The organism is Polaromonas sp. SP1 (assembly GCF_003711205.1).
In the GTDB taxonomy this organism is placed as follows: Bacteria; Pseudomonadota; Gammaproteobacteria; order Burkholderiales; family Burkholderiaceae_C; genus Polaromonas.
Map to the genome: position 1 here is coordinate 277,120 of NZ_CP031013.1, position 25,419 is coordinate 302,538.

Here is a 25,419-nt window from a genome sequence, read left to right on the forward strand (position 1 = left end):
CAGCATCTGCACCCCTCCCCCGAATAACAGGCGCGGCACCGTTTTTGCTAATCCCTTGAGACCTTCTTTCGCTCTGCACCAGATGGCTGGGGCGAGCGATACCGATCTTTTACGCCTACAGCCCAGGACACTCCATGACCCGCAACACGCCTTCGCTTCTTGCCGCGCAACTCCTCAAAGCCACCGGCCTGCTGGCCGCCACGGCCGCCTTCACCATCGCGCACGCGCAAAACACGCCCATCAAGTTCCAGCTCGACTGGCGCTTTGAAGGCCCTTCGGCCCTTTTCCTCACACCGGTGGCCAAGGGCTACTTCAAGGCCAACAAGCTCGACGTGACGGTGGACGCAGGCAACGGCTCGGGCGGCGCGGTCACGCGTGTGGCCTCGGGCACCTACGACATGGGCTTTGCCGACATGGCCTCGGTGATGGAGTTTCACGCCAACAACCCGGACGCGCCCAACAAACCCGTGGGCGTGATGATGGTCTACAACAACACGCCGGCTTCGGTCATGGCGCTCAAAAAATCCGGCATCAAGACCCCCGCCGACCTGAACGGCAAAAAGATGGGCGCCCCGGTGTTTGACGCCGGCCGCCGCGCCTTCCCGATTTTTGCCAAGGCCAACAACATCACCGGCTTCCAGTGGACGGCGATGGACCCGCCGCTGCGCGAGACCATGCTGGCCCGCGGCGACGTGGACGCCATCACCGGTTTTACCTTCACCTCGCTGCTCAACCTGGAAGCGCGCGGTGTGAAAGCCGAAGACGTGGTGGTGCTGCCCTACGCCGAGTTCGGCGTGAAGCACTACGGCAACGTGGTGATTGCCTCGCCCAAACTCATCAAGGAAAACCCGGCCGCCATCAAGGCGTTTTTGCAGGCTTTCTCCAAAGGCGTGAAAGACGTGGTGGCTGACCCGGCCGCGGCGATTGAGTTTGTCAAGGCACGCGACGGCATCATCAACGTGCCGCTGGAAGTGCGCCGCCTGCGCCTGGCCATCGACACGGTCGTCAACAGCCCCGACGCGCGCGCTGAAGGCTTCGGCCAGGTCAAGGGTCCACGCCTGACGCTGATGGCTTCGCAGGTGTCGGACGCCTTCGGCACCAAGACCCGCGTCAACCCCGACGCAGTGTGGAACGGCAGCTTCCTGCCGACGGCGGCTGAGCTCAACGTGCTGCCGAAGAAATGACATTTGCTACATTTTTGATAGCTATATCCCCATACACCATATGGGCTAAAGCCCGATTTGATACTAAATGACGCCGCAGACAGCTGACAGCCCCTTGAGCGCCGCCGGGCCGCCCCAAGGCGCGAGGGCCCCCTCGGGGGGCAGCAACCCACACGCAGTGGGGGAGCGTGGGGGCCATTTCGTTGATTTCCGCGATGTCTGGCTCGCCTACAACGACGAGCTGCTCGCGCGCAAACAATTCTCGGTCGAGGCGATCGACCTGCAGGTGCGCCAGGGCGAGTTCATCGCCATCGTCGGGCCCTCGGGCTGCGGCAAGTCCACCTTCATGAAGCTGGCGACCGGGCTGAAGATGCCTTCGGCCGGAAGCATCCTGATCGACGGCCGGCCGGTGACCGGCCCGCTGAAGATCTCGGGCATGGCCTTCCAGGCGCCTTCACTGCTGCCGTGGCGCACCACGGTCGGCAATGTGCTGCTGCCGCTGGAGATCGTCGAGCCCTACCGCAGCCAGTTCAAGGCCAGGCGCAAGGAGTTTGAAGAACGCGCGCGCCGGCTGCTGCAAAAGGTCGGCCTGGCGGGGTATGAAGACAAATTCCCGTGGCAGCTGTCGGGCGGCATGCAGCAGCGCGCCAGCATTTGCCGCGCGCTCATCCATGAGCCCAAGATGCTGCTGCTGGACGAACCCTTCGGCGCACTCGACGCCTTCACGCGCGAAGAGCTCTGGTGCATCCTGCGCGACCTCTGGACCGAGCAGCGTTTTAACGTGATTCTGGTGACGCACGATTTGCGTGAGTCAGTCTTCCTGGCCGACACGGTGTATGTGATGAGCAAAAGCCCGGGCCGCTTTGTGGTGCGGCGCGAGATCGAGCTGCCCCGCCCGCGCGACCTGGAAGTGACCTACACCCGCGAGTTCAGCGACATCGTGCATGAGCTGCGCGGCCACATCGGCGCGGTGCGCGGTGGAGCCCAGCCATGAACATGAGCAACAAACAGCTCGAACGCTGGGCGCCGTGGGTCTTGCTGGCCGCCGTGGTGGCGCTGTGGCAGGCGGTGTGCGCCGGCTTCTCGGTGCCGGAGTTCATCTTCCCCGCGCCGCTGGCCATTGCCCAGGCCATGCACGAATTCGCCGGCCCGATTGCCGAGGCCGCGTGGAAAACCTTCTGGGTCACGATGGTGGGTTTTGGCATTTCCATCGTCGTCGGCGTGATGCTGGGCTTTCTGGTCGGCTCGTCGCGGCTGGCCTATGCGGCCGTCTATCCGTTGCTGGTGGCCTTCAACGCCGTGCCCAAGGCGGCGATCGTTCCCATCCTGATTGTCTGGTTCGGCATCGGCGTCGGTCCCGGCATCCTGACGGCCTTCCTGATCTCCTTCTTTCCCATCACCGTGAACATGGCCACCGGCCTGGCCACGCTGGAGCCCGAGCTTGAAGACGTGCTGCGCGTGCTGGGCGCCAAACGCTGGGACGTACTGGTCAAGGTCGGCCTGCCGCGCTCCATGCCCTACTTTTTTGCCTCGCTCAAGGTTGCGATCACGCTGGCCTTTGTCGGCACGGTGCTGGCCGAAATGACGGCCGGTGATTCCGGCATCGGCTACCTCATGCAAAGCGCCGGCTCCCAGCAGCGGCTGGCGCTGGCCTTTGCCGGGCTGGTGGTGATTGGCGCCATGGCCATGGCGATGTATGAACTCTTCAGCTATATCGAGAAACACACCACGGGCTGGGCGCACCGGGGGTCACACAATGGCTGAGGCGGCATCCGCAACCGTTGCGCGGCCCTCGAGAGGTTTATGCATCAAAATGGCCTCCAGCCCAATCACCGCCTTGGCAAGCAGCTATCTATTTCATAGCAAAAAGAGTTTCACCATCAGCCCATGAGCGATCCCCGAAACGCCGTACGCCCCACCGGCGTGACCATTCGCCAGCTGCGCGCCTTTGTGGCCGTGGCCCAGGACGAAAGCGTCACGCGCGCGGCCCAGCGCCTGCACATCACGCCCTCGGCGCTGTCCATGCTGATCAGCACGCTGGAAGGCGAGCTCGCCGTGCGCTTGTTCGAACGCACAACGCGGCGCATCTCGCTGACCGACGCCGGGCTCGAGCTGCTGCCTTCCATCCGCAAAGTCTTTGACAACCTCGACCAGGCGTTTGACGGCCTGCGCCAGTTGTCAGACCGCCGCAGCGGCCGCTTTGCCGTCGCCACCTCGCCCCTGCTGGCGGCCACCTTGCTGCCGCCGCTGCTGGCCGGCTTCAGGGCGCGCTTTCCGAGCATTCGCGTCGACCTGTTTGACTTGCCGGTCGACGAGATCGCCCAGGCGGTGCGCAGCGGCCAGGCGGATTTCGGCGTGTGCACGGCCGACACCGACATTCCCGACCTCGTCGCCACCACGCTGTACCAGGACCGCCTGATGCTGGCCTGCCAGGGCAGCCACCCGCTGGCCGGGCGGCGCGAAGTGCGCTGGGCAGAACTCGTCGGCGAACCGCTGGCGGTGCTGCGCCACGGCAGCGGCCTGCGCACGCTGGTCGAAAAAGGTTTCGCCGATATGGGCGAGCCGTTACAGCCTGCTTTTGAGGTGGCGCATGTCACCACCGCTGTGGGCCTGGTCGAGGCCGGGTTGGCGCTATCCATCCTGCCGTCATATGCGCTGTCGAGTGCGCGCTCGCCTGGGGTGGTGGCTGTGCCGCTGACGGCGCCGGTGATGGAGCGCAACATCGTCGCGCTCACTGACGGGCAGCGGCAACTGTCTGCGCCTTGTGAAGCGTTTCTGGCGCACTTCAAGAGTGAGGTGACGGTGCTGGCGGCTGTCAGCGTGGTTAAGAAGGTCAAGAGGAAGGCTGCGGGTTGAGGTGATGGGTGTGGCGGTATGGATGGCAACCGTTAGCCGCCCGTTCTTCATCCATCGTTCTTCATTCACCGTTCGTCTCCCACCGTTCGGGCTGAGCCTGTGGAAGCCTCGCCCCCTCCCCGTTCGGGCTGAGGTATCGAAGCCTTTCCCCCTTCCGTTCGGGCTGAGCTTGTCGAAGACTTCCCTCCCCGTTCTCCGTTTCCCCTTCCCCGTTCGGGCTGAGGTATCGAAGCCTTGCCCCCTCCCGTTCGGGCTGAGCCTGTCGAAGCCTGGTGGTGCTCCGGCGGGGTGCTTTTTGCTAAGTCCTGCTGGCCGGAGTTGCCGGCAACAAGTAACTTTCTTTTGCTTCGCCAAAAGAAAGTCACCAAAGAAAAGGCGACCCTGCTGGCTGCGTCCCTCCGCTTCGCTGCGGGCAACCTGCGGTGCTCGATTCAGGCGGGGTCTCGCTAAACTCGCCTGCGGCTCAAACAACGCGATCCCTGATCCGCCTGAATCTCCGCTCCTCGGCGCATCCAGAAGGGGGTGGGGACAGGATTACCAATACCGAAATCCCAACAGCCAAAGACAGACCCCGAATACCTGAAGAAACAAGGACTCGCAGCGGCGAGTCCTTGTTGTATTGGAGTTTGGTTTTTGTCTTTGGTCCCCGCTCCCGATTGCCCCTTGTAAATGCGCCGAGGAGCGCAGGACCAGACGGATCAGGGCAAAAACTTGTTTGAGCGAAGCGAGTTGTTTTTGACCCCGGCTGGGCCGAGCACCGCAGGTTGCCCGAAGCGAAGCGTAGGGACGCAGGAACCAGGGTCGCCTTTTCTTTGCTTACTTTCTTTTGGCGAAGCAAAAGAAAGTGAGTCGCCGCCGGGCGACTCCCGGCCAGCAGCCTCAGCAGAGAGCACATCGCCGGTGCACCACCAGGCTTCGACAAGCTCAGCCCGAACGGGGAGGGGCAAGGCTTCGATATGCCGTCAGGCGTACCCCTGTCCTGAGCCTGTCGAAGGGTCAGCCCGAACGGTAATTGGGTCCAAACAACGCCCAAGTCGCCTGCGTCAAGGCAGCATCCGGATCCATCCAGTCCGTAATCACATCAAAGTGATTCCGCCCCGCCACATCCAGATAACTCACCTCACACCCCAACCGCCGGCAAGCCTCCGCGTACATCAAGGACTGCCGCTTGAACTCATCCGTATCAATCCCGGCAACCGCAATGCACAACTTCACGCTGGCAAGAGGCAACGACTCCATCGGGCTAAGCGCCAAGGCTTCAGCCTCGTTGAGCCCCAGCCACTGGTTCGGCGTCGTCTGCTGCACAGGCGCCAGGTCAAACAGCCCGCTCACCAGCGCAGCACCTTTGACCACATCCGCCGGCAAACCCAGCCCAGCCTGCCAGCCCTGTGAAATCAACATGCCGCCCAGATGCCCACCCGCCGAGCTGCCGGCGACCACGATGCGGTTCACATCCACACCATGCGCCGCACCGTTGCGGTACAGCCAGGCCACGCTGCGCCGGCATTGCGCAACGATCTCGGCCAGGCTGGCTTCGGGCGACAGGGTGTAGTTGACCACCGCCACCGCAATACCCCGCTGCGTGAAAGCCTTCGCCATAAAGGCCGAATCTTCGCGCCCCAGCGAACGCCAATAACCGCCGTGCACAAACACAAAAAGCGGTGCGTCCTTCTTGCCCGGTACGGGGAACAAGTCCAGCACCTCGTCGGCATGCTCACCGTAGCGCGCGCCCTTCACATGCGGCAGCGCATACATGGGGGTGGAGTGGTCGCGGTAGTCCCTGATGAACACCTCCGCGTCAGGCACCGTGCCGCGCGCGCTGTACTGGCGCGCCAGCTCGGCGGCGTCCATACGGCGCCAGTCTTCTCTCGTCGATAAAAAATCAGACACCCAGCGTCTCCTGCAATACGTCGCGATTGGCCAGCAGGCTAGGCGAGCTGCCGCTCCACACCGTGCGGCCTTTTTCAAGAATGAAATGCGTATCGGCAATGCGCAGCAGCGGGCCGATGTTTTTGTCGATCACCAGCACCGAGAGGCCGGTGTTCTTGAGCGACTGCAGGCAGTCCCAGATCTCGCCGCGCACGATGGGCGCCAGGCCTTCAGTCGCTTCGTCCAGCACCAGCAGGCGCGGGTTGGTCATCAGCGCACGGCCGATCGCCAGCATCTGCTGCTCGCCGCCCGACAGGTTCAGGCCCAGGTTGCCGGCGCGCTCTTTGAGGCGCGGGAAAAGTTTGTACACACGCTCCAGCGTCCACGGGTCTTTGTGCTGCAGGCGGTTGTGTGCGGTGGCCACCAGGTTTTCGACCACCGTGAGGTTGGGGAACACCTGGCGCTGCTCGGGCACCAGGCCCAGGCCCAGGCGCGCGATCTTGTACGAGGGCCAGCGCGAGACGTCTTGCCCGGCAAACTGCACGCGGCCGCTGCGTGCGCTCATGATGCCGGTGGCGGTGCGCACCGTGGTGGTCTTGCCCATGCCGTTGCGGCCCAGCAGGGTCACAAACTCGCCTTCGGCCACGCTGAGCGCGGCGCCGAACAGGGCTTGCGCGTCGCCGTAGCAGACCTCGATGTCGCTGATTTCAAGCAAATTGGTTTTCATACGGGCAGCACCTCGTCGCCCAGGTAAGCGGTGCGCACTTCTTCATTGGCGCGAATTTCTTCGGGTGTGCCGCTGGCGATGATGCGGCCGTACACCAGCACCGAGATGCGGTCGGCCAGCGCGAACACCGCGTCCATGTCATGCTCGACCAGCAGCATGGTGTAGCGGCCCTTGAGGCCTTGCAGCAGCTGCACCACCTTGCCGGACTCCTGGTGGCTCATGCCGGCCATGGGTTCGTCCAGCAGTAGTAAACGGGGTTGCGCGACCAGCACCATGGCCAGCTCCAGCTGGCGGCGCTCGCCGTGGGCCAGCTCGGACACCGGCGTGCGCGCGCGGTGCGTGAGGCCGGCCTGCTCGATCGCCAGCAGGGCAGGCTCCACCAGCTCGGGCTGGCTCAGCATGGGTTTCCAGAAACCGAAGCTGTGGCCGCAATGCGCCTGCATGGCCAGCGCCACGTTTTCCAGCACGCTGAACTCGGGGAAGACAGAGGTGATCTGGTAAGACCGCGCCAGGCCGCGCAATGCGCGCTGTGCCGGTTTGAGTGCGGTGATGTCGGCGCCGTCAAAGATGACGCTGCCGGTGTCGGGCGCGACCTCACCGCCCAGCTGGCCGATCAGCGTGGTCTTGCCTGCGCCGTTGGGGCCGATGATGGCGTGCAGCTCACCCGCGGCCAGCGAGAGCGAGACATGGTCGGTCGCCAGCAGGCCGCCGTAGCGTTTGACGAGTTGGTTGATCTGCAGGGTGCCGCTCATGGCTGGCCCTCCACACTTTCGGGCAAAACCGCCACGCGCTTGCGTTCACGCCACGCATCCCAGTCCAGCAGGTAGCCATACACACCGCGCCGCGCCGTCAACACCACCAGCACGATGAGCGGGCCGAGGATCATCATCCAGTGGTCTGTCAGTGCCTTGAGCAGCTCTTCGCTGATCAGCAGCACCAGCGCGCCGGCCAGCGGGCCAAACACCGTGCCCATGCCGCCCAGCACCACCATCACGATCAGTTCGCCGGACACCGTCCAGGCCAGGTAGGCCGGCGAGGCAAAGCCGGTGAGGTTGGCATACAGCAGGCCGGCCAGCCCGCACAGCATGCTCGACAACACATAGGCCGACAGCCGGTAGCGCAGCGTGTGAAAGCCCATGGCCTTCATGCGCCGCTCATTGACCCGGCAGCCGCGCAGCACCATGCCGAATCGCGCGGCCACCAGGCGGTGCGTGAAAAACAGCGCGGCCAGCACCAGCACCAGCGCCGTGTAATACAGCGTGACGGGCGATGCCAGCGTGAACAAGCCAAAGTCGCTGCGCGCCGAGATCGACAAACCATCGTCCCCGCCGTATTGCTTCAGGCTCACAAAGAGGTAATAAAACATCTGCGCAAACGCCAGCGTGATCATGATGAAAGCAATGCCGGTCGTGCGCAATGAAATCACGCCCGTCAGCAAGCCGACGGCTCCGCACACAGCCAGCGTGACACCCAGCTGCACCCATCCGTTGGTGACTTCATGCTGCGCAAGCAGGCCCACCGAATAAGCACCTAACCCCATATAAAGCGCATGGCCAAAGCTCACCATGCCGCCATAACCGAGGATCAAATTCAGGCTGATGGCCGCCAGCGCAAACACCAGCACCCGCGCCATAAAGGTGAGCGCAAACGGCTCGCCCGCCCAACTGGCATACACCGGTACTACCAGCAGCAGTGCCACCACCAGGGCGGCAAAGCCCAGGGAAATCTTGTTGCGCATCATCATTGGTTCTTCACCGGGAAAAGGCCTTGCGGCTTGAGCGCCAGCACCGCGGCCATAAAGATGCAGATCAGCATCGAGGCCAGCGCCGGGCCGGCGGCTTGCGCGGTACTGCGATCCAGAAACTCCCGCAGGATCATGGGCAAAAAGGCGCGGCCTGCCGTGTCAATCACACCGACGATCAGCGCTGAATAAAACGCGCCGCGCACCGAGCCGATGCCGCCGATCACGATGACGATCATGGCGGTGATCAGGATGGGCTCGCCCATACCGGGCTGCACCGACAAAATCGGCCCGCTCATGAGGCCTGCCACGCCGGCCAGTGCTGCACCGAGGGCAAAGATCGCGGCATTGAGCAGCTTGATGTTGACGCCCAGCGCCGCCACGATGGTCGGGTTGCTGGAGCCGGCGCGTATCAGCATGCCCACGCGGGTCTTGTTGATCAGCAGGTAGCAGCCCAGCGCCACCAGCAGGCCCACCACGATGATGGCGAAGCGGTAGGCCGAGTAGGAAATGCCCAGCAGGTTGATGGTGCCCGACAGCGCCTGCGGCACATTCATGTAATACGGCGACGCGCCCCACACGGTGCGCGCCAGCTCGTTGAAAAAGAGGATCAGGCCGAAAGTGGCCAGCACGTGGTCCAGGTGGTCGCGCGCATACAGCCGCGCGGCCACGATGCGCTCAATCGCAAAACCCAGCGCCGCGCTGCCGACGATGCCGACCAGCGCCGCGAGCAGAAAAGAGTCGGTGCGTGCATAGGCGGCCGCCGCAAAGTAGGCGCCCATCATGTAGAGGCTGCCGTGCGCGAGGTTGACAAAATTCATGATGCCGAAGACGAGCGTGAGCCCCGCCGACAGCATGAACAGCAGCACGCCCAGCTGCAGGCCGTTGAGCATCTGGATAAGAAACAGTGAAAGGCTCATGGAGAGGGGAAGTGGGAAGGGAGGTTCGAATGGATTTGAAAAGGGCCTGGACGGCGAAACCGGCCAGGCCCCTGGGCATTCAAGCCTTTACTTCATCGCGCATTCTTTGTAGTAGGCATCGGCATGGTCTTTCAGCACCACGCCCTTGTTCACGAAGGCCGCCTGGCCCGAAGCGTCCTTGGCCACGTCAACCCGGTAGAAGTTGCGGATCGGGAACTGGTTGGTGTTGAACTTGAAAGGCCCGGCCACCGACTTGAACTCGGCCGTTTTCAGCGCGGCGCGCAGTGCGTCCTTGTTGTCGGCCTTGCCGCCGGTCTTGGCCAGCGCGGCGTTGATCAGCATGGCGGCGTCGTAGCTCTGCGCCGCATACAGCGATGGCGAGCGGTTGTACTTCTTCTTGAAGTCTTCCACAAACTTCTTGTTTTGCGGGTTGTCGATATCAGGGCTGTAAGGCGAGCCTGTCACCACGCCCAGCGCGATGTCTTTCAGCGCCGGCAGGGTCGTGCCGTCCACCGTCGAGGTAGACAGCAGCGGCACCTTGCCCAGCAAACCGGCCTGCTGGTACTGCTTGACGAAGTTCACGCCCATGCCGCCTGGGTAGAAGACGTAAATCGCGTCGGGCTTGGCGGCCTGCAACTGGGCAATTTCAGCGGAGTAGTCGGGCTGGTTGACCTGGGTGTAGACCTCGTCGAGCACCTGGCCCTTGAAGAAGCGTTTGAAGCCTGAGATCGCGTCCTTGCCGGCCTGGTAGTTGGGCGCGAGCAGGTAGACCTTCTTGTAGCCGGCATCGTTGGCGTACTGGCCCATGGACTCGTGCAGCGAGTCGTTGTTCCAGGAGGTCGAGAAGAACATCGGGCTGCAGCCCTTGCCCGTCAGCGGCGTGGGGCCGGCGTTGGAGCCGACCAGCAGCACACCGGCGTCGGTGATGGGTTTGTGCACGGCCATCATCACGTTGGAGAAAGTCACGCCGGTGATGATGTTGACCTTGTCTTTTTCAATCAGCTTCTGCGCCATCTGCACGCCCAGGTCGGGCTTGAGCTGGTCGTCTTCCTTGATGACCTGCACCGTGGCGCCGCCGAGCTTGCCGCCCATGTGCTCCACGCCGAGCATGAAAGCGTCGTACTGGTCTTGCCCGAGTGCGCCTGCCGGGCCCGACAGGGTTCCCAGAAAGCCGATCTTGACCGCTTGCGCCTGGGCTGCAAGGCTGCACGCCGCCAGACCGAGCACCACCACCATGTTGTTCAACTTGAGTTTCATAAAAACCTTCCTTGCTAGTTAAATGCACTAAATGGACTCAATGGACCCGTCACCAAAAACCAGGACTCACACCGGATGCAAAATCAGGACGCATAATTCATGCCTAATTAGTTTAGATATAAACTTAATGACGTCAATACCCCAAAACCCGCGCCCATCCAGGCCCTAGCCCGCTGCACGCATCGCATGCCAGGCCTGCCAGTCGCGCCCGGGGTGGACGGTTCCGCACGAGGGGCAGGTACGCAACTTCGGTGCCGACTCGTAGAAATTGCCGTAGACCCTGGGCAGGTCTTCCACGATGCTTTGCAGCTGCAACTCGCTGCGATGCACCAAACCGCCGCATTGGGCGCAATACCATTCAAAGGCGTCAATGGTGCCGGCCGGGCGGGTGCGCTCGATCACGGTGCACAGGCTCTCCGGGTCGGGGCGCTGCGGCGAGTGGCGCACGTGGGCCGGCAGCAAAAACACATCGCCCTCATGCAGGTCGACACGCTCGAACTTGCCGCGGTCGGCAATCAGCAGATGGGCGCTGCCCTTGAACTGGTGGAAATACTCTTCGAACGGATCGTCATGAAAGTCGGTGCGCTGGTTGGGCCCGCCCACCACCGTGACGATGAGGTCGGTGTCGCGCCAGATCTGCTGGTTGCCCACGGGGGGCTTCAGCAAATGGCGGTGCTCTTCTATCCACTTGGGGAAATTGATCGGCTTCAACATGGCTTGGCTCCTTGTTTTATCGGGGTCTGTCTGGATTCTGGTTCACAACAGCACGGTGGCGGTCTGGTTGAGGATGCAGCGCACCACACTGTGCGCCGTCATCACCGAGGTGCGCGGGTTGTCCGGGTCGGGCCGGCCCACCAGGCGTGTGGCCATGCTGCCGCCTTCGCCCTCGGCTTCGATTTCGTGCACATTGCCTTCGGCGCCTGGGTCGGCCATCAGCTCGACCTGCGTGCGGTCAAAACCCAGTGTGGCCAGCGCCACGGTGGCGGCCACATTGGCATTGCGCGGGTACATCAGGGCCGCCTCGCGCGCCGAGCCGCGGAAAAACGTGGTGGCCGTTGTCAGTGACGCCAGGTCGACCTGTTGCTCGGCCGCACTGCCGGCCCAGGCCTGCGGCGGCTTGCGCGAGCGGTAGGTCACGCGGGCCAGGCCCGCCGTGCGCGCGGCGGCCAGCCAGTCAATGCCGCAAATCGCGCCGCTGGGCAGGATGAGGCGCCTGCCGGCGGCGCGGGCGGCCGCCACCAGCGATTGCTCACGCGCCGCTTCGGCCAGCGCGCCGACCGAGACCAGCAGCAAGTCAGTGCCGGCCTTGAATGTAGCAACGGCATGGTCGTCCACCGCCTGGTGGCCGGCGCATTCCACCACCAGCACCGGGCGGCGTGCGACCAGTTCCGCGTGGCTGTCTACCAGCAGGGATTCGACCTCCGGCGATTGCTCCAGCAAACGTGCGCGGTCACGCGCGAGGACGGCAACCACTTCTGCCTGCCCCGCGCCGTGGGTCAGCAGCAGGCGGTGAACCGCCCTGCCAATCGCGCCGTAGCCAATCAATGCAATTGCCTGTGTCATGGGTGACCTCGTTCTTTTTCTTGCAAAGCTCAGCGGCTCAGCCACCAGGCCATCGCCGCCGCCAGCACCGCCGCAATCGCAATGCGCACGGTTCTGAGGGATATCTTTGCCGCTTTGGGTGAAGGCTCTGCAGTGGCCGGGGCAACTTCCGCGCCCGCCTCCACCGCCGGGGCGTTCAGCTGCGCCGCAAAGCGTTCAAAAAAGTCGGCACTCATTTTTTTGACGCTGGCATCAATCAGGCGCGAGCCGATCTGCGCCAGCCGCCCGCCCACATGGGCATCGGCATTCCAGTCCAGCCGCGTGCCTTCACCTTCGGGTGTCAGCACCACACGCGCCTCGCCCTTGCCAAAACCGGCCACGCCGCCCTGCCCGGCAAACTTCAGCGTGCAGCTGGTGGGGGGTGTCACATCGGCCAGCGTGACGGTGCTGTTAAAGCGTGCCGACACCGGGCCGATCACGATCTTGACCGTGCATTTGTAGTCGTCATCCCCCACCCGCTCAAAGGTTTCGCAGCCGGCGATGCACTGGCGCAAAACCGCCGGGTCCAGCAAGGCCTGCCAGACACGTTCGGCAGGATGGGGAAGTAATTGGGAGCCTTGGTAGTTCATGGGGTCACAGGTTGGGGCGCCGCGGCAGCGGCAGCCGTATCAATAAGATGCTGCACCGCGCGCCGCGTCAGCACGGCGGCCAGGTGGGCACGGTATTCAGCGGAGGCGTGGATGTCCCCCGAGGCGAGTTCCGGATCGACGGCCAGGCCTTCAAGCGCCTGCGGTGCAAAAGAACGGTTGAGCGCCAGCTCGGCCGCTTCCCAGCGCCAGATGCCCGAGCCCAGGCCGGTGACCGCGACACGCACACCTTCGGCAACACGGGCCACCGCCACGCCTGCCAGGGCAAAGCGCGAAGCCGGTTGTTCAAACTTGAGGTAATGCGCTTGCGTCACACGCGGAAAGCGCACACCGCAAACAATCTCGTCGGGTTCCAGCGCGGTGGTGAAGAGGCCGCCAAAAAAATCATCCGCCGCGATCTCGCGCCTGTCGGTGCAGACCGTGCCGTTCAGCGCCATCACGCCGGCGGGCCAGCAGGCGGCCGGATCAGCGTTGGAGATGGAACCGCCCAGCGTGCCGCGGTTGCGCACCTGCTGGTCGCCGATGCCGTGGGCCAGACCCGCCAGCATGGGCGCGATGCGGCGCACCAGCAGTGAAGCCGCCACGCTGGCGTGCGTGCACATGGCGCCTATCCAGAGCCCGCCCTTTTCTTCGCGCAAATCCGTCAATTCAGGCAAGCCCTGCAGATCAATCAGCAGCGTGGGCGCGGCAAAGCGCAGTTTCATCGCGGCCAGCAGGCTTTGCCCGCCCGCCAGCAGCTTGGCTTCGGGGTCCTCACGCAGCCAGCCAATGGCTTCGGCCACATTGCGCGGGCGGCGGTAGTCAAACGAGTTCACGGAGAAACCTCTTGGGTTTGCGCCCGCATCTGCTGCAGGCCTTCGCACACCGCATCCACGATGCCGCGGTAACCGGTGCAGCGGCACAGGTTGCCCGACAGCGCACAGCGCACGGCCTCAGGTTCGGCAGGCACACCTTCAGCCGCCATGGCCACGCCGCGCATCACCATGCCGGGCGTGCAGTAGCCGCACTGCAAGCCATGGTGTTTGCCAAAGGCCTGCTGCATTGGATGCAGCGGGCCATCGCCGGGCTGCAGGCCTTCAATCGTCAGAATCTGCGAACCATTGACCTGCGCCACCAGCAGGTTGCAGGACTTGGCGGCCGCACCATTGACCAGCACCGTGCAGGCGCCGCACTGGGCCGTGTCGCAGCCCTGGTGCGTGCCGGTCAGGCCCAGGTCTTCCCGCAGGAAGTCCACCAGCAAGGTAGACGGCGCAAGCTGCGCCTCGGCAGGCTTGCCGTTGACCTCGAGCCGGATGGGAATCACCATGGCGCTGCGTTCTGTCATATGTACCGATTCAGGAGAGACGCAAGCCGCTGCGCGCCAGCGCGTCGCGTGTGGCGGCCTTCTCGGCTTCGGTCAGGTTCAGCAGCGGGCGGCGAACCGGGCCACCGACCTGGCCGAGCAGTTCCATCCAGTACTTGGTATAGGCCTGCGGCGTGCCGCTGGGGCGGGCCGAGCGGAAGGCCGCGCGCGCCGGCTCCAGGCTGTCGCGCACCACGCGTGCCTCGGCGTGCTTGCCTTCAAAAGCCAGGCGGGTGTACTCGTTGATGCGCTGGTCCACTGCGGTCTGCAGCAGGAAGGGTGGCGTCGAGCAGAGGTACAGGCGCCAGCCCAGGTCGATGATGTTGTCCAGCCACTCTTCTTCAGACGCGGTGCTGACAAGAATCCTGTCGCCGGCCAGCTCGGTGAGCCTGGTGTACATGGCGCGGTCCACGCTGTACTTCATCGCGACGATGTTGGGCAGCTCGGCGATGCGGGCGCAGAGTTCGGGGCTCATGATGTAGCCGCAGTCCGGGTGGTTCCACAGCGCAATGCCGATGTCGAGCTGCTCGCTCAGGTGGCGGTAGTACTCGTACACGGTGGCTTCGGCATTGTGGTGAAAGTGCAGCACCGGGCTGTGCACCACGATGTAATCGGCGCCGATGTTTTGCGAATGGCGGGCCAGGTCCAGCACGACGTCGAGGTTGGTGTCTGAGCAGGATGTCACCACGCCGCAATGGCCGAAAGCGCCTTCGACCGCCAGCTCAAAGGTGCGCTTGCGCTCGGGCACCGACATCGAGAAAAACTCGCCCTGCTTGCCGTTGACAAACAGGCCGCCGAGCTTGAGCGTTTGCGCCCAGTGCCGCATGTTTTTGCGAAAGCCGTCTTCGTCCAGCGACAGGTCTTCCTTGAAGGGTGTGGCCGTGGCGGCCCAGACGCCGCGAAAGTTTTCGCGGGCGTACTCTTTGGCTTCGTATTTTTTGTATTTCATGGTTTGCTTTTCAAAAAAATTCAGGTGGGTTGCATGGCCCGCCAGAGGCGTTCGGCCGTCAGGGGGAAATCGAGGGAGCGCTCACCCAGCGGTGAAAGCGCATCGGCCGCAGCATTGAGCAGCGCCGCCGGCACGCCGATGCAACCGGCTTCGCCCACACCCTTGGCGCCCAGCAGGTTGGCCTGGGTCGTGAAGGCCAGGCTTTCGAGTTCGATGGGCGGCATGTCGTCGGCGCGCGGCACGGCGTAGTCCATGAGCGAGCCGGTCAGCAGCTGGCCTTCGCTGTCGTAAACGATGCGCTCCAGCATGGCCTGGCCCAGGCCTTGCGCCAGGCCGCCCAGCAGCTGGCCTTCCGCCAGCTGCGGCGAGATGATGCGGCCCGCGTCGTCCACCCAGACCAGGCGCTCGATGCACGGCTGGCCGGTGTCACGATCAATCGCCATGCGGGCGATGACGCAGCCGTAGCTCCAGCCTTCGCTGGGCGCGGTGTACACCGTCCCGGCCGTGATCGGCAGTGCCTCGCCGGCATCGCGCCGCGCGGCCGCCATGCGCGCAGCCTCGGCGACGGCGCTGCCGCCTATCGCCATGCTGCGGCTGGCCAGTGCGCCCACGCCTTCGGGGGAGGTGGCAGTGTCGCCGTGGTCCACGCTCACCTGCGCAGCTTCGCAGCCCAGCACCTCGGCGGCAATCACCGCGTAACTCGTCTCGTGGCCCTGGCCTTGTGCGGCGGAGCCGCTGGCCACATGCACCCGGCCGTCGGCGTGCAAGGTGACGCGGGCGCTTTCCCAGCCCTGGCCGCAGGGCTCGACATAGATCGCGATGCCGATGCCGACCAGTTCACCGGCTGCGCGGCGCTGCGTTTGCAATTGCCGCTCGCCTGCGTAGTCAAAACGTGCGCAGGCTTTTTGCAGGGCCAGGCGGTAGTCGCCCGCATCAAAACGCTCTCCCGTCGGTGTGGCGTAGGGCATGGCCTCTACCTCCACCAAATTACGCAGGCGCAGTTCAACCGGATCCATGCCGGCGCTGCGCGCAGCCATCTCAACCAGGCGCTCCATCAGCAGCGCCGCTTCAGGGCGGCCGGCGCCGCGGTAAATATTGACGGCCGCCGCATTCGACATGCCCGCCTCGGCGGCGATGTCGACAGCGGCGACGCGGTAAGGCCCCGGCAGGATGCGCGCCGCATTGCGGGCCGGCACCACAGCGCTGTAGGGCAGCCAGGCACCCATCGGGAATTGCAGGCGCGCTTCCAGATGCAGGAAGCGGCCTTGCGCGTCCAGCGAGAGTTCGCCTTCCAGCTTCGCACCGCGGCCCTGCGCGGCAGACATGAATTCTTCGGAGCGCGAGGAGGTCCACTTGATCGCGGCCTTCAGCTGGCGCGCCGCAAAAGCGATGACCAGGTCCTCAGGCGAGACCGACGCCTTGGCACCGAACGCACCGCCGATGTCGGGCGCGATCACACGCACTTGCGCCAGCGGCACATCCAGCGTGCGGGCGATGTCGGCGCGTGCGCGTGAAGGCGCCTGTGTGCCCAGCCAGGCCGTCAGCGTGCCGCCGGCCGCGTCCCAGTGGGCCAGCGCGGCGCGCGGCTCCAGCGACATGGCAATCACGCGCGGCTGCTGGTGCGACACACGCACGCGGTGTGAGACGTTGGCTGGCGCGGCGCCGCTGGTCTGATGCCGCACCTTGCCCAGCGGCGGCGCACCGGGCGCCATGTCGCCTTGCGCCGCTTCAGCGTCGTAATCCACAAACACCAGCTCGGCCGCGTCTTGCGCCGCCTGAAGGCTGGTCGCCACCACCAGCGCGATGGGCTGGCCCACAGAATCCACCCGGCCCTGGGCCAGCAGCGGGCAGTTGGGCAACTGCATGCCGGACACCAGCTCGTTGATGGGCGGCATGAAGCGGCCGGCCAGCGCATCGGGGCCGATGACCGCGACGACGCCTTCGCTGTCTTGGGCAGCCTGCAGATCAACGGCAATGAGCCGCGCCCGGCCGTGGGTGCTGCGCACAAACACCGCATGCAGCATGCCGGGCTGACGCAGGTCGTGCACGTACTGGCCGCGCCCCGTCAACAAACGGCGGTCTTCCACGCGGGCCAGGCCGTCGGCTCTGGCGCTCATGGGGGATGCGGGCGGTTCGGGGTGGGAGTTCATGGGCAAGGCAAATTAGAGCCTTGGCCCGCCCCGGCAACAAGCGACTTTTATTGAAGGATTCTTCAGCTTTCCTTGAGAGTGCGCAGCGGGACGGGAGCGCCAGCTCGCCCTGGCGCCAGAACTGCTCAGGCAGGATTTATGAACAAAATCGGCCTCTAGCCCAGGCAAAGCCTTGGCTTATAGCTATCAAATCAATAGCAAACCAGGATTGACGGAAGCGCAGCCTTAAAGAAACCGCTCCAGCAACCGCCGTGAAGCGCGGTCCAGCGCGGTCATGTCGCGCACGCTGTACTGCACGCCCTGGCTGCCGGCGATCAGCAGGCCGACGCGGCCGAGGCGGCGGATGTCTTCTTCGCCCCGCAGGATGAAAGAGGTGTCGCCGCGGTCGGTCTCTACCGTCCAGACGCTGGGCGTGCCGAAACTGGAGACGCTTTTGAGACGCGTGACTTCAGGCACAAAGTCGCGCAGGGCAAGCTCTTCCTGCAGCAGCGTTCGCGCTGCCTCAGGCACGGCCTGCAGCTGGTCTATCCAGGCGACTTCATGGCCTTCGGTGTTGACGAGCGAAATGCCTTCGTCGGGTGCGGCCAGGGGAAAGGCCCGCACAGGCACCACGCCGGCGTGCACCTGGCCCGCCGCGTCGGTAAAGACCAGGTGGCCCGAGGCGTCGCGCGCCAGCTGGAGTGCAGAGGAAGAAGTGAAGGAAGTGGAGGAAGTCATGTCAGATCCTGCGCTCATGCGTTATTGACGTGCTGGGCAGCATGGGCCAGCTGCGAGGTGGCCAGCGCGATGCGGCGCTCTTCGGCTTCCTGGCCGCCCTCTTCGTTGTCGACCTGGCGCGCCTGCGCTTCATAGAGCCGCCAGTACGCGCCCTGCTTGGCCATGAGTTCGTCATGCGGGCCCACTTCCACCACCTGGCCGCGGTCCATCACGACCAGGCGGTCGGCCTTGCGCAGGGTGGAAAGGCGGTGGGCGATCGCAATCGTGGTGCGGCCCTGCACCAGGTTGTCGAGGGCGCGCTGGATTTCTTTTTCGGTCTCGGTGTCGACCGACGACGTGGCTTCGTCCAGGATCAGGATGCGCGGGTCGATCAGCAGCGCGCGCGCAATCGAAATGCGCTGGCGCTCGCCGCCTGAGAGGCCCTGGCCGCGCTCGCCCACCAGCGAGTCGTAGCCCTGCGGCAGGCGCAGGATGAACTCATGCGCATGGGCCGCACGCGCAGCCGCGACGATCTCGGCCCGCGTGGCGCCGGGCTTGCCATAGGCGATGTTTTCGGCAATCGTGCCGAAGAAAAGAAAGGGCTCCTGCAGCACCAGGCCGATGTTGCGGCGGTAGTCGGCCACGCCAAAGCGGCGGATGTCGGTGCCGTCCACGCTGATGGAGCCGTCGCTCACGTCGTAAAAGCGGCAGATCAGGTTGACCAGCGTGCTTTTGCCCGAGCCGCTGTGGCCCACCAGGCCGATCATCTCGCCGGGGCGGATTTGCAAATCCAGCCCGCGGATGACAGAACGGTTGCCATAGCGAAAGCCCAGGTTCTTCATGTCGATGCGGCCCTCGAGCGCCGTGATCTTCACCGGGTTGGCGGTTTCGGGCACGTTGGAGACGTGGTCCAGGATGTCGAAAATGCGCTTGGCGCCGGCGGCGGCCTTTTGCGTGACGGAGACGATGCGGCTCATCGAATCCAGCCGGCCGTAGAAGCGGCCGATGTAGGCGATGAACGCCGTCAGCACACCGACGGTGATCTGCTGGCGCGACACCAGCCAGATGCCGAAGGCCCAGACCACCAGCAGGCCGACTTCCGTCAGCAGCGAGACGGTGGGCGTGAACAGCGACCAGGTCTTGTTCAGCTTGTCGTTGACGGCCAGGTTGTACTGGTTGACTTCGCGGAAACGCTGGGCTTCGCGCTTTTCCTGGGCGAAAGCCTTGACCACGCGGATGCCGGGAATGGTGTCGGCCAGCACGTTGGTCACGTCCGACCAGACGCGGTCGATCTTTTCAAAGCCGGTGCGCAGCTTGTCGCGCACCACGTGGATCATCCAGGCGATGAAGGGCAGCGGCAGCAAGGTCACCACGGCCAGCCAGGGGTTGATGGAAAACAGGATGACGGCGGTCATCACGATCATCAGCACGTCGGTGGCGAAATCCAGCGCGTGCAGCGACAAAAACACGCAGATGCGGTCGGTTTCGGAGCCGATGCGTGACATCAGGTCGCCGGTGCGCTTGCCGCCGAAGTAGTCCAGCGAAAGCTCCAGCAGGTGGTCAAACGTGGCGGTGCGCAGGTCGGCGCCTATGCGTTCAGACACCAGGGCCAGCAGGTAAGTGCGCGCCCAGTTCAGCGCCCAGCCCAACACCGCGGCCGCCAGCAGGCCGCCCAGCAGCGCGCCGACCTTCCAGGGCTCGATCTGCTGGCCGTTCTGGAAGGGGATGAGGATGTCGTCCATCAGCGGGATGGTCAGGTAAGGGGGCACCAGGGTGGCGGCGGTGGACGCCAAAGTCAGCAAAAAGCCGGCCAGCAGCTGGAAGCGGTAGGGCTGGGCAAAGCGCCAAAGGCGCAGCAGCACCCAGGTGGACGGCGGGGTGTGCAGCTCGCGGGCGCAGGCCGGGCATTCCTCGCTGTCGGGCGGCAGCGGCAGGTCGCATTCGGGGCACAGCGCCGTGTCGTCCAGGGCCGGCGCCTCGGCCCCGCCTTGGGCTCGCTGCTGGGCGAAAAGCCGCACCAAGCGCAGCGCCTGGACATTGGCGCCCAGGGTAAACCGCCAGCTGGCCAGCCGCCGGCCGCCCTCGTGCAGCTCCAGCGTGCCGACGCCGGCGTGGTCGAAATGGCGCAGGGAAAGCCCCGCCAGCGGGGCGCCGGCCAGGTCTACCGTCGGCCAGCGGGTCCATTGGCCTGCAGGGTCACGGGCCAGCAGCTGGCGGTCGGTCAGGGCGATCAACCCCTCGGCAAAACGAAGTTGGCCATGTAGGTCAACCGTAAGAGTACATAGAACGTTCTCTTCGGTTACAAGTTGTGAGCGAAGCCCCTCCAAAGCGGGGTCGGTAAGGCTGAAATCGTCTGCCGGGTGTTTGTGTTGCATTGTGTTGGTGAATTCCTGGCGTCCCATATCTGGCGCGGCTGGGTTTTCGCAAGTCTTGGTCGTCGCGCGTGGGGAGCCCGAACAGGGGATTTTCGCTGAATGCGGCCAGGAACGACAGAGTTTGACCTTTCGACCCTGAAATTGGCGAAACCGGCGGTATCGGCCCCCCCTGCGCGGCCAGCACGTTCGCAATAAGAACAAATACATAACGAGACACAACGGGGATCCACCGGAGCCGTTACAGGCCCCACACTGAAATTTCGGCGGGGAACCAGGCCTTGCACCGACGGGTGCAGCCGCATGCCCTGCCGACCATGTTGCGAACAATGAGCCTACAGGACGACATCAAGCTGCTGCGCATCAATTACCTGCGCGGTCCCAATATCTGGACTTACCGGGCCGTGCTTGAGGTCTGGCTGGACCTCGGCAAGCTCGAAGACTTTCCCTCCAACCTTCTGCCCGGCTTCAACGACCGCCTGGTCGCCCTGCTGCCGGCCCTGGTCGAGCACCACTGCGGCGTGGGCGAGCGCGGCGGTTTTATCCAGCGCCTGCTGGAAGGCACCTGGTCGGGCCATGTGCTGGAGCACGTGGTGATCGAGCTGCTGAACCTCTCGGACATGCCCACCGGCTTCGGCCAGACGCGCAGCACCACCAAGCGCGGCGTTTACCGCATGGTGTTCCGTGCGCGCGACGAACAGGTCGCCCGCACCGCGCTGGCCGAGGGCCACCGGCTGTTGATGGCCGCGATCAACGGCACGCCTTATGGCCCGGCCGATGTGCAGGCTTCGGTGGAAAAAATCAGGGCCAAAATCGACGACTGCTACCTCGGCCCCAGCACGGCGTCCATCGTGGCCGCAGCGACCGACCGCCGCATCCCGCACATCCGCCTGAACGACGGCAACCTGGTGCAGCTGGGTTACGGCGCCAGCCAGCGCCGCATCTGGACGGCCGAAACCGACCTCACCAGCGCGATTGCCGAAGGCATCGCCCACGACAAGGACCTGACCAAAAGCCTGCTGGTGACCTGCGGCGTGCCGGTGCCCGAGGGCGAAATCGTGAACACGGTAGAAGAAGCCTGGGAAGCGGCCGAAGACATCGGCCTGCCGGTGGTCGTGAAACCCTCTGACGGCAACCATGGCCGCGGCGTTTCGCTGGACCTCAACACCCGGGAAGAAGTGCAAGCCGCATTTGAGATGGCGGCCCGGCACGGCAGCGAGGTCATGGTCGAGCGCTTTGTGCGCGGCCACGAACACCGCCTGCTGGTGGTGGGCGGCAAAGTGGTGGCGGCTGCACGCGGCGAAACCGCCTGCGTGACCGGCGACGGCGTCTCCACCGTCACCCAGCTGGTCGACGCACAGCTCAACACCGACCCGCGCCGCGGCGACGGCGAAGACTTTCCGCTGGGCCGCATCGAAACCGCCGAAGACGGCGCCGTGGTGCTCGATTTGCAGCGCCAGGGCCTGAGCCCCGACGCGGTGCCGGCCGCCGGGCGCGAAGTGCTGATCCAGCGCAACGGCAATGTCGCGATTGACTGCACCGACGAAGTCCACCCCGAGGTGGACCACATCGTGTCGCTGGCCGCGCGCGTCGTGGGCCTGGACATCGCCGGTGTCGACGTGGTGGCGCAAGACATCTCGCGCCCGCTGCACGAACAGGGCGGCGCGATTGTGGAAGTCAACGCCGGCCCCGGCCTGCTGATGCACCTCAAACCCGCTGAAGGCTCACCGCGCCCCGTGGGCCGCGCCATCTGCGACCACCTCTTTCCCAACACCGCCCATACCGGCGACGCGGACCACCCGCATGACGGCCGCATCCCCATCGTCGGCATTGCCGGCTCTGCCGGCAACGAGCGCGTGGCGCGCCTGGTGGCCTGGCTGCTGCACCTGTCGGGGCGGCACACCGGCCTGGCCTGCCAGGCTGGCCTTTTTCTGGACCAGCGCTGCGTGGATGCGGCCGATTGCACCACCTGGGAAGCCGGCCAGCGCCTGCTGATCAACCGCGCCGTGCAGGCTGCAGTGTTTCAAAGCGGCGCCGAGACCATCTTGCGCACCGGCCTGCCTTACGACAAATGCCAGGTGGGTGTGGTCACCGACCTGGGCGGCACGGCCGGGCTGGCCGAATTCGACATCACCGAAGACGACCAGATGTACAAGGTCATGCGCTCGCAGGTCGATGTGGTGCTGCCCGGCGGCGCCGCGGTGCTCAACGCCGGCGACGCACGCATTGTGGAAATGGAAGCGCTTTGCGACGGCGAAGTGATCTTCTACAGCACCAACCCCAAAACCTCCGCCATCGCCGCGCATTGCGCCAAGGGCGGCCGCGCCCTCTATATAAGACAAAACCAGGTGGTGCTGGCCACCGGCGCGAGCGAGGCTTTTCTGCCCGGCCTGGGCAAGCTCGCCGCCTGGCGTGAGCGCCGCGGCCTGAGCGAAGACGCGCTGCTGGCCGCCGTGGGCGCCGCCTGGGCGCTGGGCATACCGCTCAATTTGATAGGCGCCGGCATGGAAGCCTTTGAAACCACCCCCAAGAACGCAGGGAGTGCCGAGTAATGGAAGTGTCCCGTATCCGCGCGCTGCGCGGCCCCAACCTCTGGAGCCGCCACACGGCGCTTGAAGCCATCGTGGCCTGCACCGCAGCCGAATGCGACATCGCCGGCCTGCCCGGCTTCGAGCCACGCGTGCGCTCGCTCTTTCCCGAGATGGGCCGCTTCCGCCAGACCGGCCACGCCGGCCCCGTCTCCTTGGCCCATGTGCTGGAAGCCGCCGCGCTGGCGCTGCAAACCGCCGCCGGCTGCCCCATCACCTTCAGCCACACCGCCTCCACTGTCGAGGCCGGCACCTACCAGGTGGTGGTTGAGTACAGCGAAGAAACCGTCGGCCGGCTGGCCTTTGAACTGGCACAGGCATTGATCCACGCCGCCTTGCGCGACACCGCGTTTGACCTGGACGCTGCGATTGCCCAGTTGCGCGACCTCGACGAAGACGAGCGCCTGGGCCCCAGCACCGGCGCGATTGTCGACGCCGCCGTGGCGCGCGGCATTCCGTACCGACGCCTGACCAAAGGCAGCATGGTGCAGTTCGGCTGGGGTTCGAAGCAGCGCCGCATCCAGGCCGCCGAACTGGACGCCACCAGTGCCGTGGCCGAGTCCATCGCGCAAGACAAGGACCTCACCAAAAAACTGCTGCGCGCCGCCGGCGTGCCGGTGCCGCTGGGTCGGCCGGTAGCAGACCCCGACGATGCCTGGGCCGCGGCCCTTGAAGTGGGCTTGCCCGCCGTTGTGAAGCCGCTGGACGGCAACCAGGGCAAGGGCGTTACCGTCAATATCCTGACGCGTGAGCACCTGGATATTGCCTACAAGGCCGCCGCCGAATACGGCCAGGTCATGGTCGAGAAATTCCTGCCTGGCAGCGACTTCCGCCTGCTGGTGGTGGGCAACAAGCTGGTGGCCGCCTCGCGGCGCGAGCCGCCGCAGGTGGTGGGCGACGGCCTGCACACCGTGCGCGAGCTGGTCGACATCGTCAACCAGGACCCCAAACGCGGCGAAGGCCACGCCACCTCGCTCACCAAGATCCGCTTTGACGAGATTGCCGTGGCGCGCCTGGAAGTGCAAGAGTTGACGCCCGACTCCATTCCCGCCAAGGGCCGGCGCGTCATCCTGCGCAACAACGCCAACCTCAGCACCGGCGGCACCGCCACCGACGTGACCGACGACGTGCACCCGGCCGTGGCCGCGCGCGCCGTGGCCGCGGCGCAGATGGTCGGCCTGCACATCTGCGGTGTCGACGTGGTGTGCGAAAGCATGCTGCGCCCGCTCGAATCGCAAAGCGGCGGCGTGGTTGAAGTCAACGCCGCACCCGGCCTGCGCATGCACCTGTCGCCTTCCTACGGCAAGGGCCGCGCCGTGGGCGTGGCCATGATCGACGAGCTCTTTGCCCCCGGCGACAACGGCCGCGTGCCGGTGATCGCCGTGACCGGCACCAACGGCAAGACCACCACCACCCGCCTCATCGCCCACCTGATGGCCGCCGACGGCCTGCGCACCGGCATGACCAACACCGACGGCGTCTACATCAACGGCCGGCAGACCGACAGCGGCGACTGCAGCGGCCCCAAGAGCGCGCGCAACGTGCTGATGCACCCCGACGTCGATGCGGCCGTATTCGAGATCGCCCGCGGCGGCGTGCTGCGCGAAGGCCTGGGCTTTGACCGCTGCGAAGTCGCCGTCGTCACCAACATCGGCAGCGGCGACCACCTGGGCCTGAACTACATCACCACGGTGGAAGACCTGGCCGTGCTCAAACGCGTGATCGTGCAGAACGTCTCGACCACCGGCTACGCCGTGCTCAATGCCGCCGACCCCATCGTCGCCGACATGGCCGCCACCTGCCCGGGCAAGATCATCTTTTTCGCCGCCGACCGGCACCACCCGCTCATGGCCACGCACCGCGCGCAAGGCAAGCGCACGGTGTATGTCGACGGCGCCAATCTTGTCGCCGCCGAAGGCGCCTGGGTCGAGCGCATCCCGCTGCAGGGCGTGCCCGTCACGCGCGGCGGCACCATCAGCTTCCAGGTTGAAAACGTCATGGCCGCCGTCGCCGCCGCCTGGGGCGCCGGCCTGAACTGGGACACCATCAAGCGCGGCCTTTCCAGCTTTGTGACCGACGCACACAACGCGCCCGGGCGCTTCAACGTCATGGACTACAAGGGCGCCACCGTGATCGCCGACTACGGCCACAACCCCGACGCCATGCGCGCGCTGGTGGCGGCCGTTGACGCCATGCCCGCCACGCCCGGCCAGCGCCGCAGCGTGGTGATCAGCGGCGCCGGCGACCGCCGCGACAGCGACATCCGCGACCAGACCATCATCCTGGGCGGCGCGTTCGACGACGTCATCCTCTACCAGGACGCCGCCCAGCGCGGCCGCGCCGACGGTGAAGTGATGGCCCTGCTGCGTCAAGGCCTGGACAAAGCCCGCCGCACAAAGAACATCGACGAGATTCGCGGCGAGTTTCTGGCCATCGACACCGCGCTGGCGCGGCTGCAACCCGGCGACCTCTGCCTCATCCTGGTCGACCAGGTGCAGGAAGCGCTGGACCACCTGGCGGCGCGGGTGAAGGAAGCGAAAGAGAAGGTAGCCGTGCACTAGCCGGAATTTGGGCTGGGGCAATTTTCTTAAGCAAAAAGT

At 65.2% G+C, this 25,419-nt stretch carries 21 protein-coding genes; 6 read left to right on the forward strand and 15 right to left on the reverse strand.

Going from position 1 to position 25,419, the window contains the following annotated elements; genetic code table 11:
• The first annotated feature begins 134 nt into the window (after positions 1-134).
• The 4 genes from DT070_RS01315 to DT070_RS01330 all read left to right on the forward strand — a co-directional run bounded on the left by DT070_RS01315 (position 135) and on the right by DT070_RS01330 (position 4,019).
• Complete coding sequence (locus tag DT070_RS01315; RefSeq protein ID WP_122953781.1) at positions 135-1,184, forward strand: ABC transporter substrate-binding protein; 1,050 nt, start codon at positions 135-137, stop codon at positions 1,182-1,184.
• A gap of 67 nt (positions 1,185-1,251) precedes the next feature.
• Positions 1,252-2,157 (forward strand): ABC transporter ATP-binding protein, encoded by a 906-nt coding sequence (locus tag DT070_RS01320; RefSeq protein ID WP_228778612.1) that lies wholly within the window; start codon positions 1,252-1,254, stop codon positions 2,155-2,157.
• A 2-nt stretch (positions 2,158-2,159) separates the two neighbouring features.
• A complete protein-coding gene (locus DT070_RS01325; RefSeq protein ID WP_122953783.1) occupies positions 2,160-2,927 on the forward strand; it encodes an ABC transporter permease in 768 nt (255 codons plus the stop codon).
• Positions 2,928-3,050: 123 nt separating this feature from the next.
• Entirely contained in the window at positions 3,051-4,019 is a 969-nt protein-coding gene (locus tag DT070_RS01330; RefSeq protein WP_122953784.1) for a LysR family transcriptional regulator, read from the forward strand.
• A 996-nt stretch (positions 4,020-5,015) separates the two neighbouring features.
• Here DT070_RS01330 and DT070_RS01340 read toward each other — a convergent pair.
• The 15 genes from DT070_RS01340 to DT070_RS01410 all read right to left on the reverse strand — a co-directional run bounded on the left by DT070_RS01340 (position 5,016) and on the right by DT070_RS01410 (position 20,234).
• On the reverse strand, positions 5,016-5,870 hold the full coding sequence (locus DT070_RS01340; protein WP_122953785.1) for an alpha/beta hydrolase: 855 nt from the start codon (positions 5,868-5,870) through the stop codon (positions 5,016-5,018).
• A 31-nt stretch (positions 5,871-5,901) separates the two neighbouring features.
• A complete protein-coding gene (locus DT070_RS01345; protein WP_122953786.1) occupies positions 5,902-6,615 on the reverse strand; it encodes an ABC transporter ATP-binding protein in 714 nt (237 codons plus the stop codon).
• Positions 6,612-7,367 (reverse strand): ABC transporter ATP-binding protein, encoded by a 756-nt coding sequence (locus tag DT070_RS01350; protein WP_122953787.1) that lies wholly within the window; start codon positions 7,365-7,367, stop codon positions 6,612-6,614. The genes DT070_RS01345 and DT070_RS01350 overlap by 4 nt, the downstream gene beginning before the upstream one ends.
• Entirely contained in the window at positions 7,364-8,359 is a 996-nt protein-coding gene (locus DT070_RS01355) for a branched-chain amino acid ABC transporter permease (protein WP_228778611.1), read from the reverse strand. The genes DT070_RS01350 and DT070_RS01355 overlap by 4 nt, the downstream gene beginning before the upstream one ends.
• Positions 8,356-9,276 (reverse strand): branched-chain amino acid ABC transporter permease, encoded by a 921-nt coding sequence (locus DT070_RS01360; RefSeq protein WP_122953789.1) that lies wholly within the window; start codon positions 9,274-9,276, stop codon positions 8,356-8,358. Before DT070_RS01360 ends, DT070_RS01355 begins: the two co-directional genes overlap by 4 nt.
• An 87-nt stretch (positions 9,277-9,363) precedes the next feature.
• Entirely contained in the window at positions 9,364-10,533 is a 1,170-nt protein-coding gene (locus tag DT070_RS01365; RefSeq protein ID WP_194965971.1) for an ABC transporter substrate-binding protein, read from the reverse strand.
• A 165-nt stretch (positions 10,534-10,698) separates the two neighbouring features.
• On the reverse strand, positions 10,699-11,247 hold the full coding sequence (locus tag DT070_RS01370; RefSeq protein ID WP_122953790.1) for a 3-hydroxyanthranilate 3,4-dioxygenase: 549 nt from the start codon (positions 11,245-11,247) through the stop codon (positions 10,699-10,701).
• 42 nt (positions 11,248-11,289) lie between these two features.
• Positions 11,290-12,096 (reverse strand): aspartate dehydrogenase, encoded by an 807-nt coding sequence (locus DT070_RS01375; RefSeq protein WP_122953791.1) that lies wholly within the window; start codon positions 12,094-12,096, stop codon positions 11,290-11,292.
• A gap of 29 nt (positions 12,097-12,125) precedes the next feature.
• Complete coding sequence (locus DT070_RS01380; RefSeq protein ID WP_122953792.1) at positions 12,126-12,704, reverse strand: CoxG family protein; 579 nt, start codon at positions 12,702-12,704, stop codon at positions 12,126-12,128.
• Complete coding sequence (locus DT070_RS01385; protein ID WP_122953793.1) at positions 12,701-13,537, reverse strand: xanthine dehydrogenase family protein subunit M; 837 nt, start codon at positions 13,535-13,537, stop codon at positions 12,701-12,703. The genes DT070_RS01380 and DT070_RS01385 overlap by 4 nt, the downstream gene beginning before the upstream one ends.
• Positions 13,534-14,028, reverse strand: coding sequence for a (2Fe-2S)-binding protein (locus DT070_RS01390; protein ID WP_122957195.1), 495 nt, complete (start codon positions 14,026-14,028; stop codon positions 13,534-13,536). The genes DT070_RS01385 and DT070_RS01390 overlap by 4 nt, the downstream gene beginning before the upstream one ends.
• A gap of 28 nt (positions 14,029-14,056) precedes the next feature.
• Positions 14,057-15,013, reverse strand: coding sequence for a dihydrodipicolinate synthase family protein (locus DT070_RS01395; RefSeq protein WP_122953794.1), 957 nt, complete (start codon positions 15,011-15,013; stop codon positions 14,057-14,059).
• A gap of 20 nt (positions 15,014-15,033) precedes the next feature.
• Positions 15,034-17,130 carry a xanthine dehydrogenase family protein molybdopterin-binding subunit gene (locus DT070_RS01400; RefSeq protein ID WP_206074049.1) on the reverse strand — a complete coding sequence of 699 codons (2,097 nt, stop codon included), beginning with the start codon at positions 17,128-17,130 and terminating at the stop codon, positions 15,034-15,036.
• 258 nt (positions 17,131-17,388) lie between these two features.
• Positions 17,389-17,880, reverse strand: coding sequence for a DUF1854 domain-containing protein (locus DT070_RS01405; RefSeq protein WP_122953796.1), 492 nt, complete (start codon positions 17,878-17,880; stop codon positions 17,389-17,391).
• A 14-nt stretch (positions 17,881-17,894) separates the two neighbouring features.
• On the reverse strand, positions 17,895-20,234 hold the full coding sequence (locus tag DT070_RS01410; protein ID WP_122953797.1) for an ABC transporter ATP-binding protein: 2,340 nt from the start codon (positions 20,232-20,234) through the stop codon (positions 17,895-17,897).
• A gap of 326 nt (positions 20,235-20,560) precedes the next feature.
• Between DT070_RS01410 and cphA (DT070_RS01415) the strand changes: the two genes are divergently transcribed.
• Positions 20,561-22,783 carry a cyanophycin synthetase gene (gene cphA / locus DT070_RS01415; RefSeq protein WP_122953798.1) on the forward strand — a complete coding sequence of 741 codons (2,223 nt, stop codon included), beginning with the start codon at positions 20,561-20,563 and terminating at the stop codon, positions 22,781-22,783.
• Positions 22,783-25,380, forward strand: a complete 2,598-nt coding sequence (gene cphA, locus DT070_RS01420) for a cyanophycin synthetase (RefSeq protein WP_122953799.1) — start codon at positions 22,783-22,785, stop codon at positions 25,378-25,380. Before cphA (DT070_RS01415) ends, cphA (DT070_RS01420) begins: the two co-directional genes overlap by 1 nt.
• Positions 25,381-25,419 lie beyond the last annotated feature (39 nt).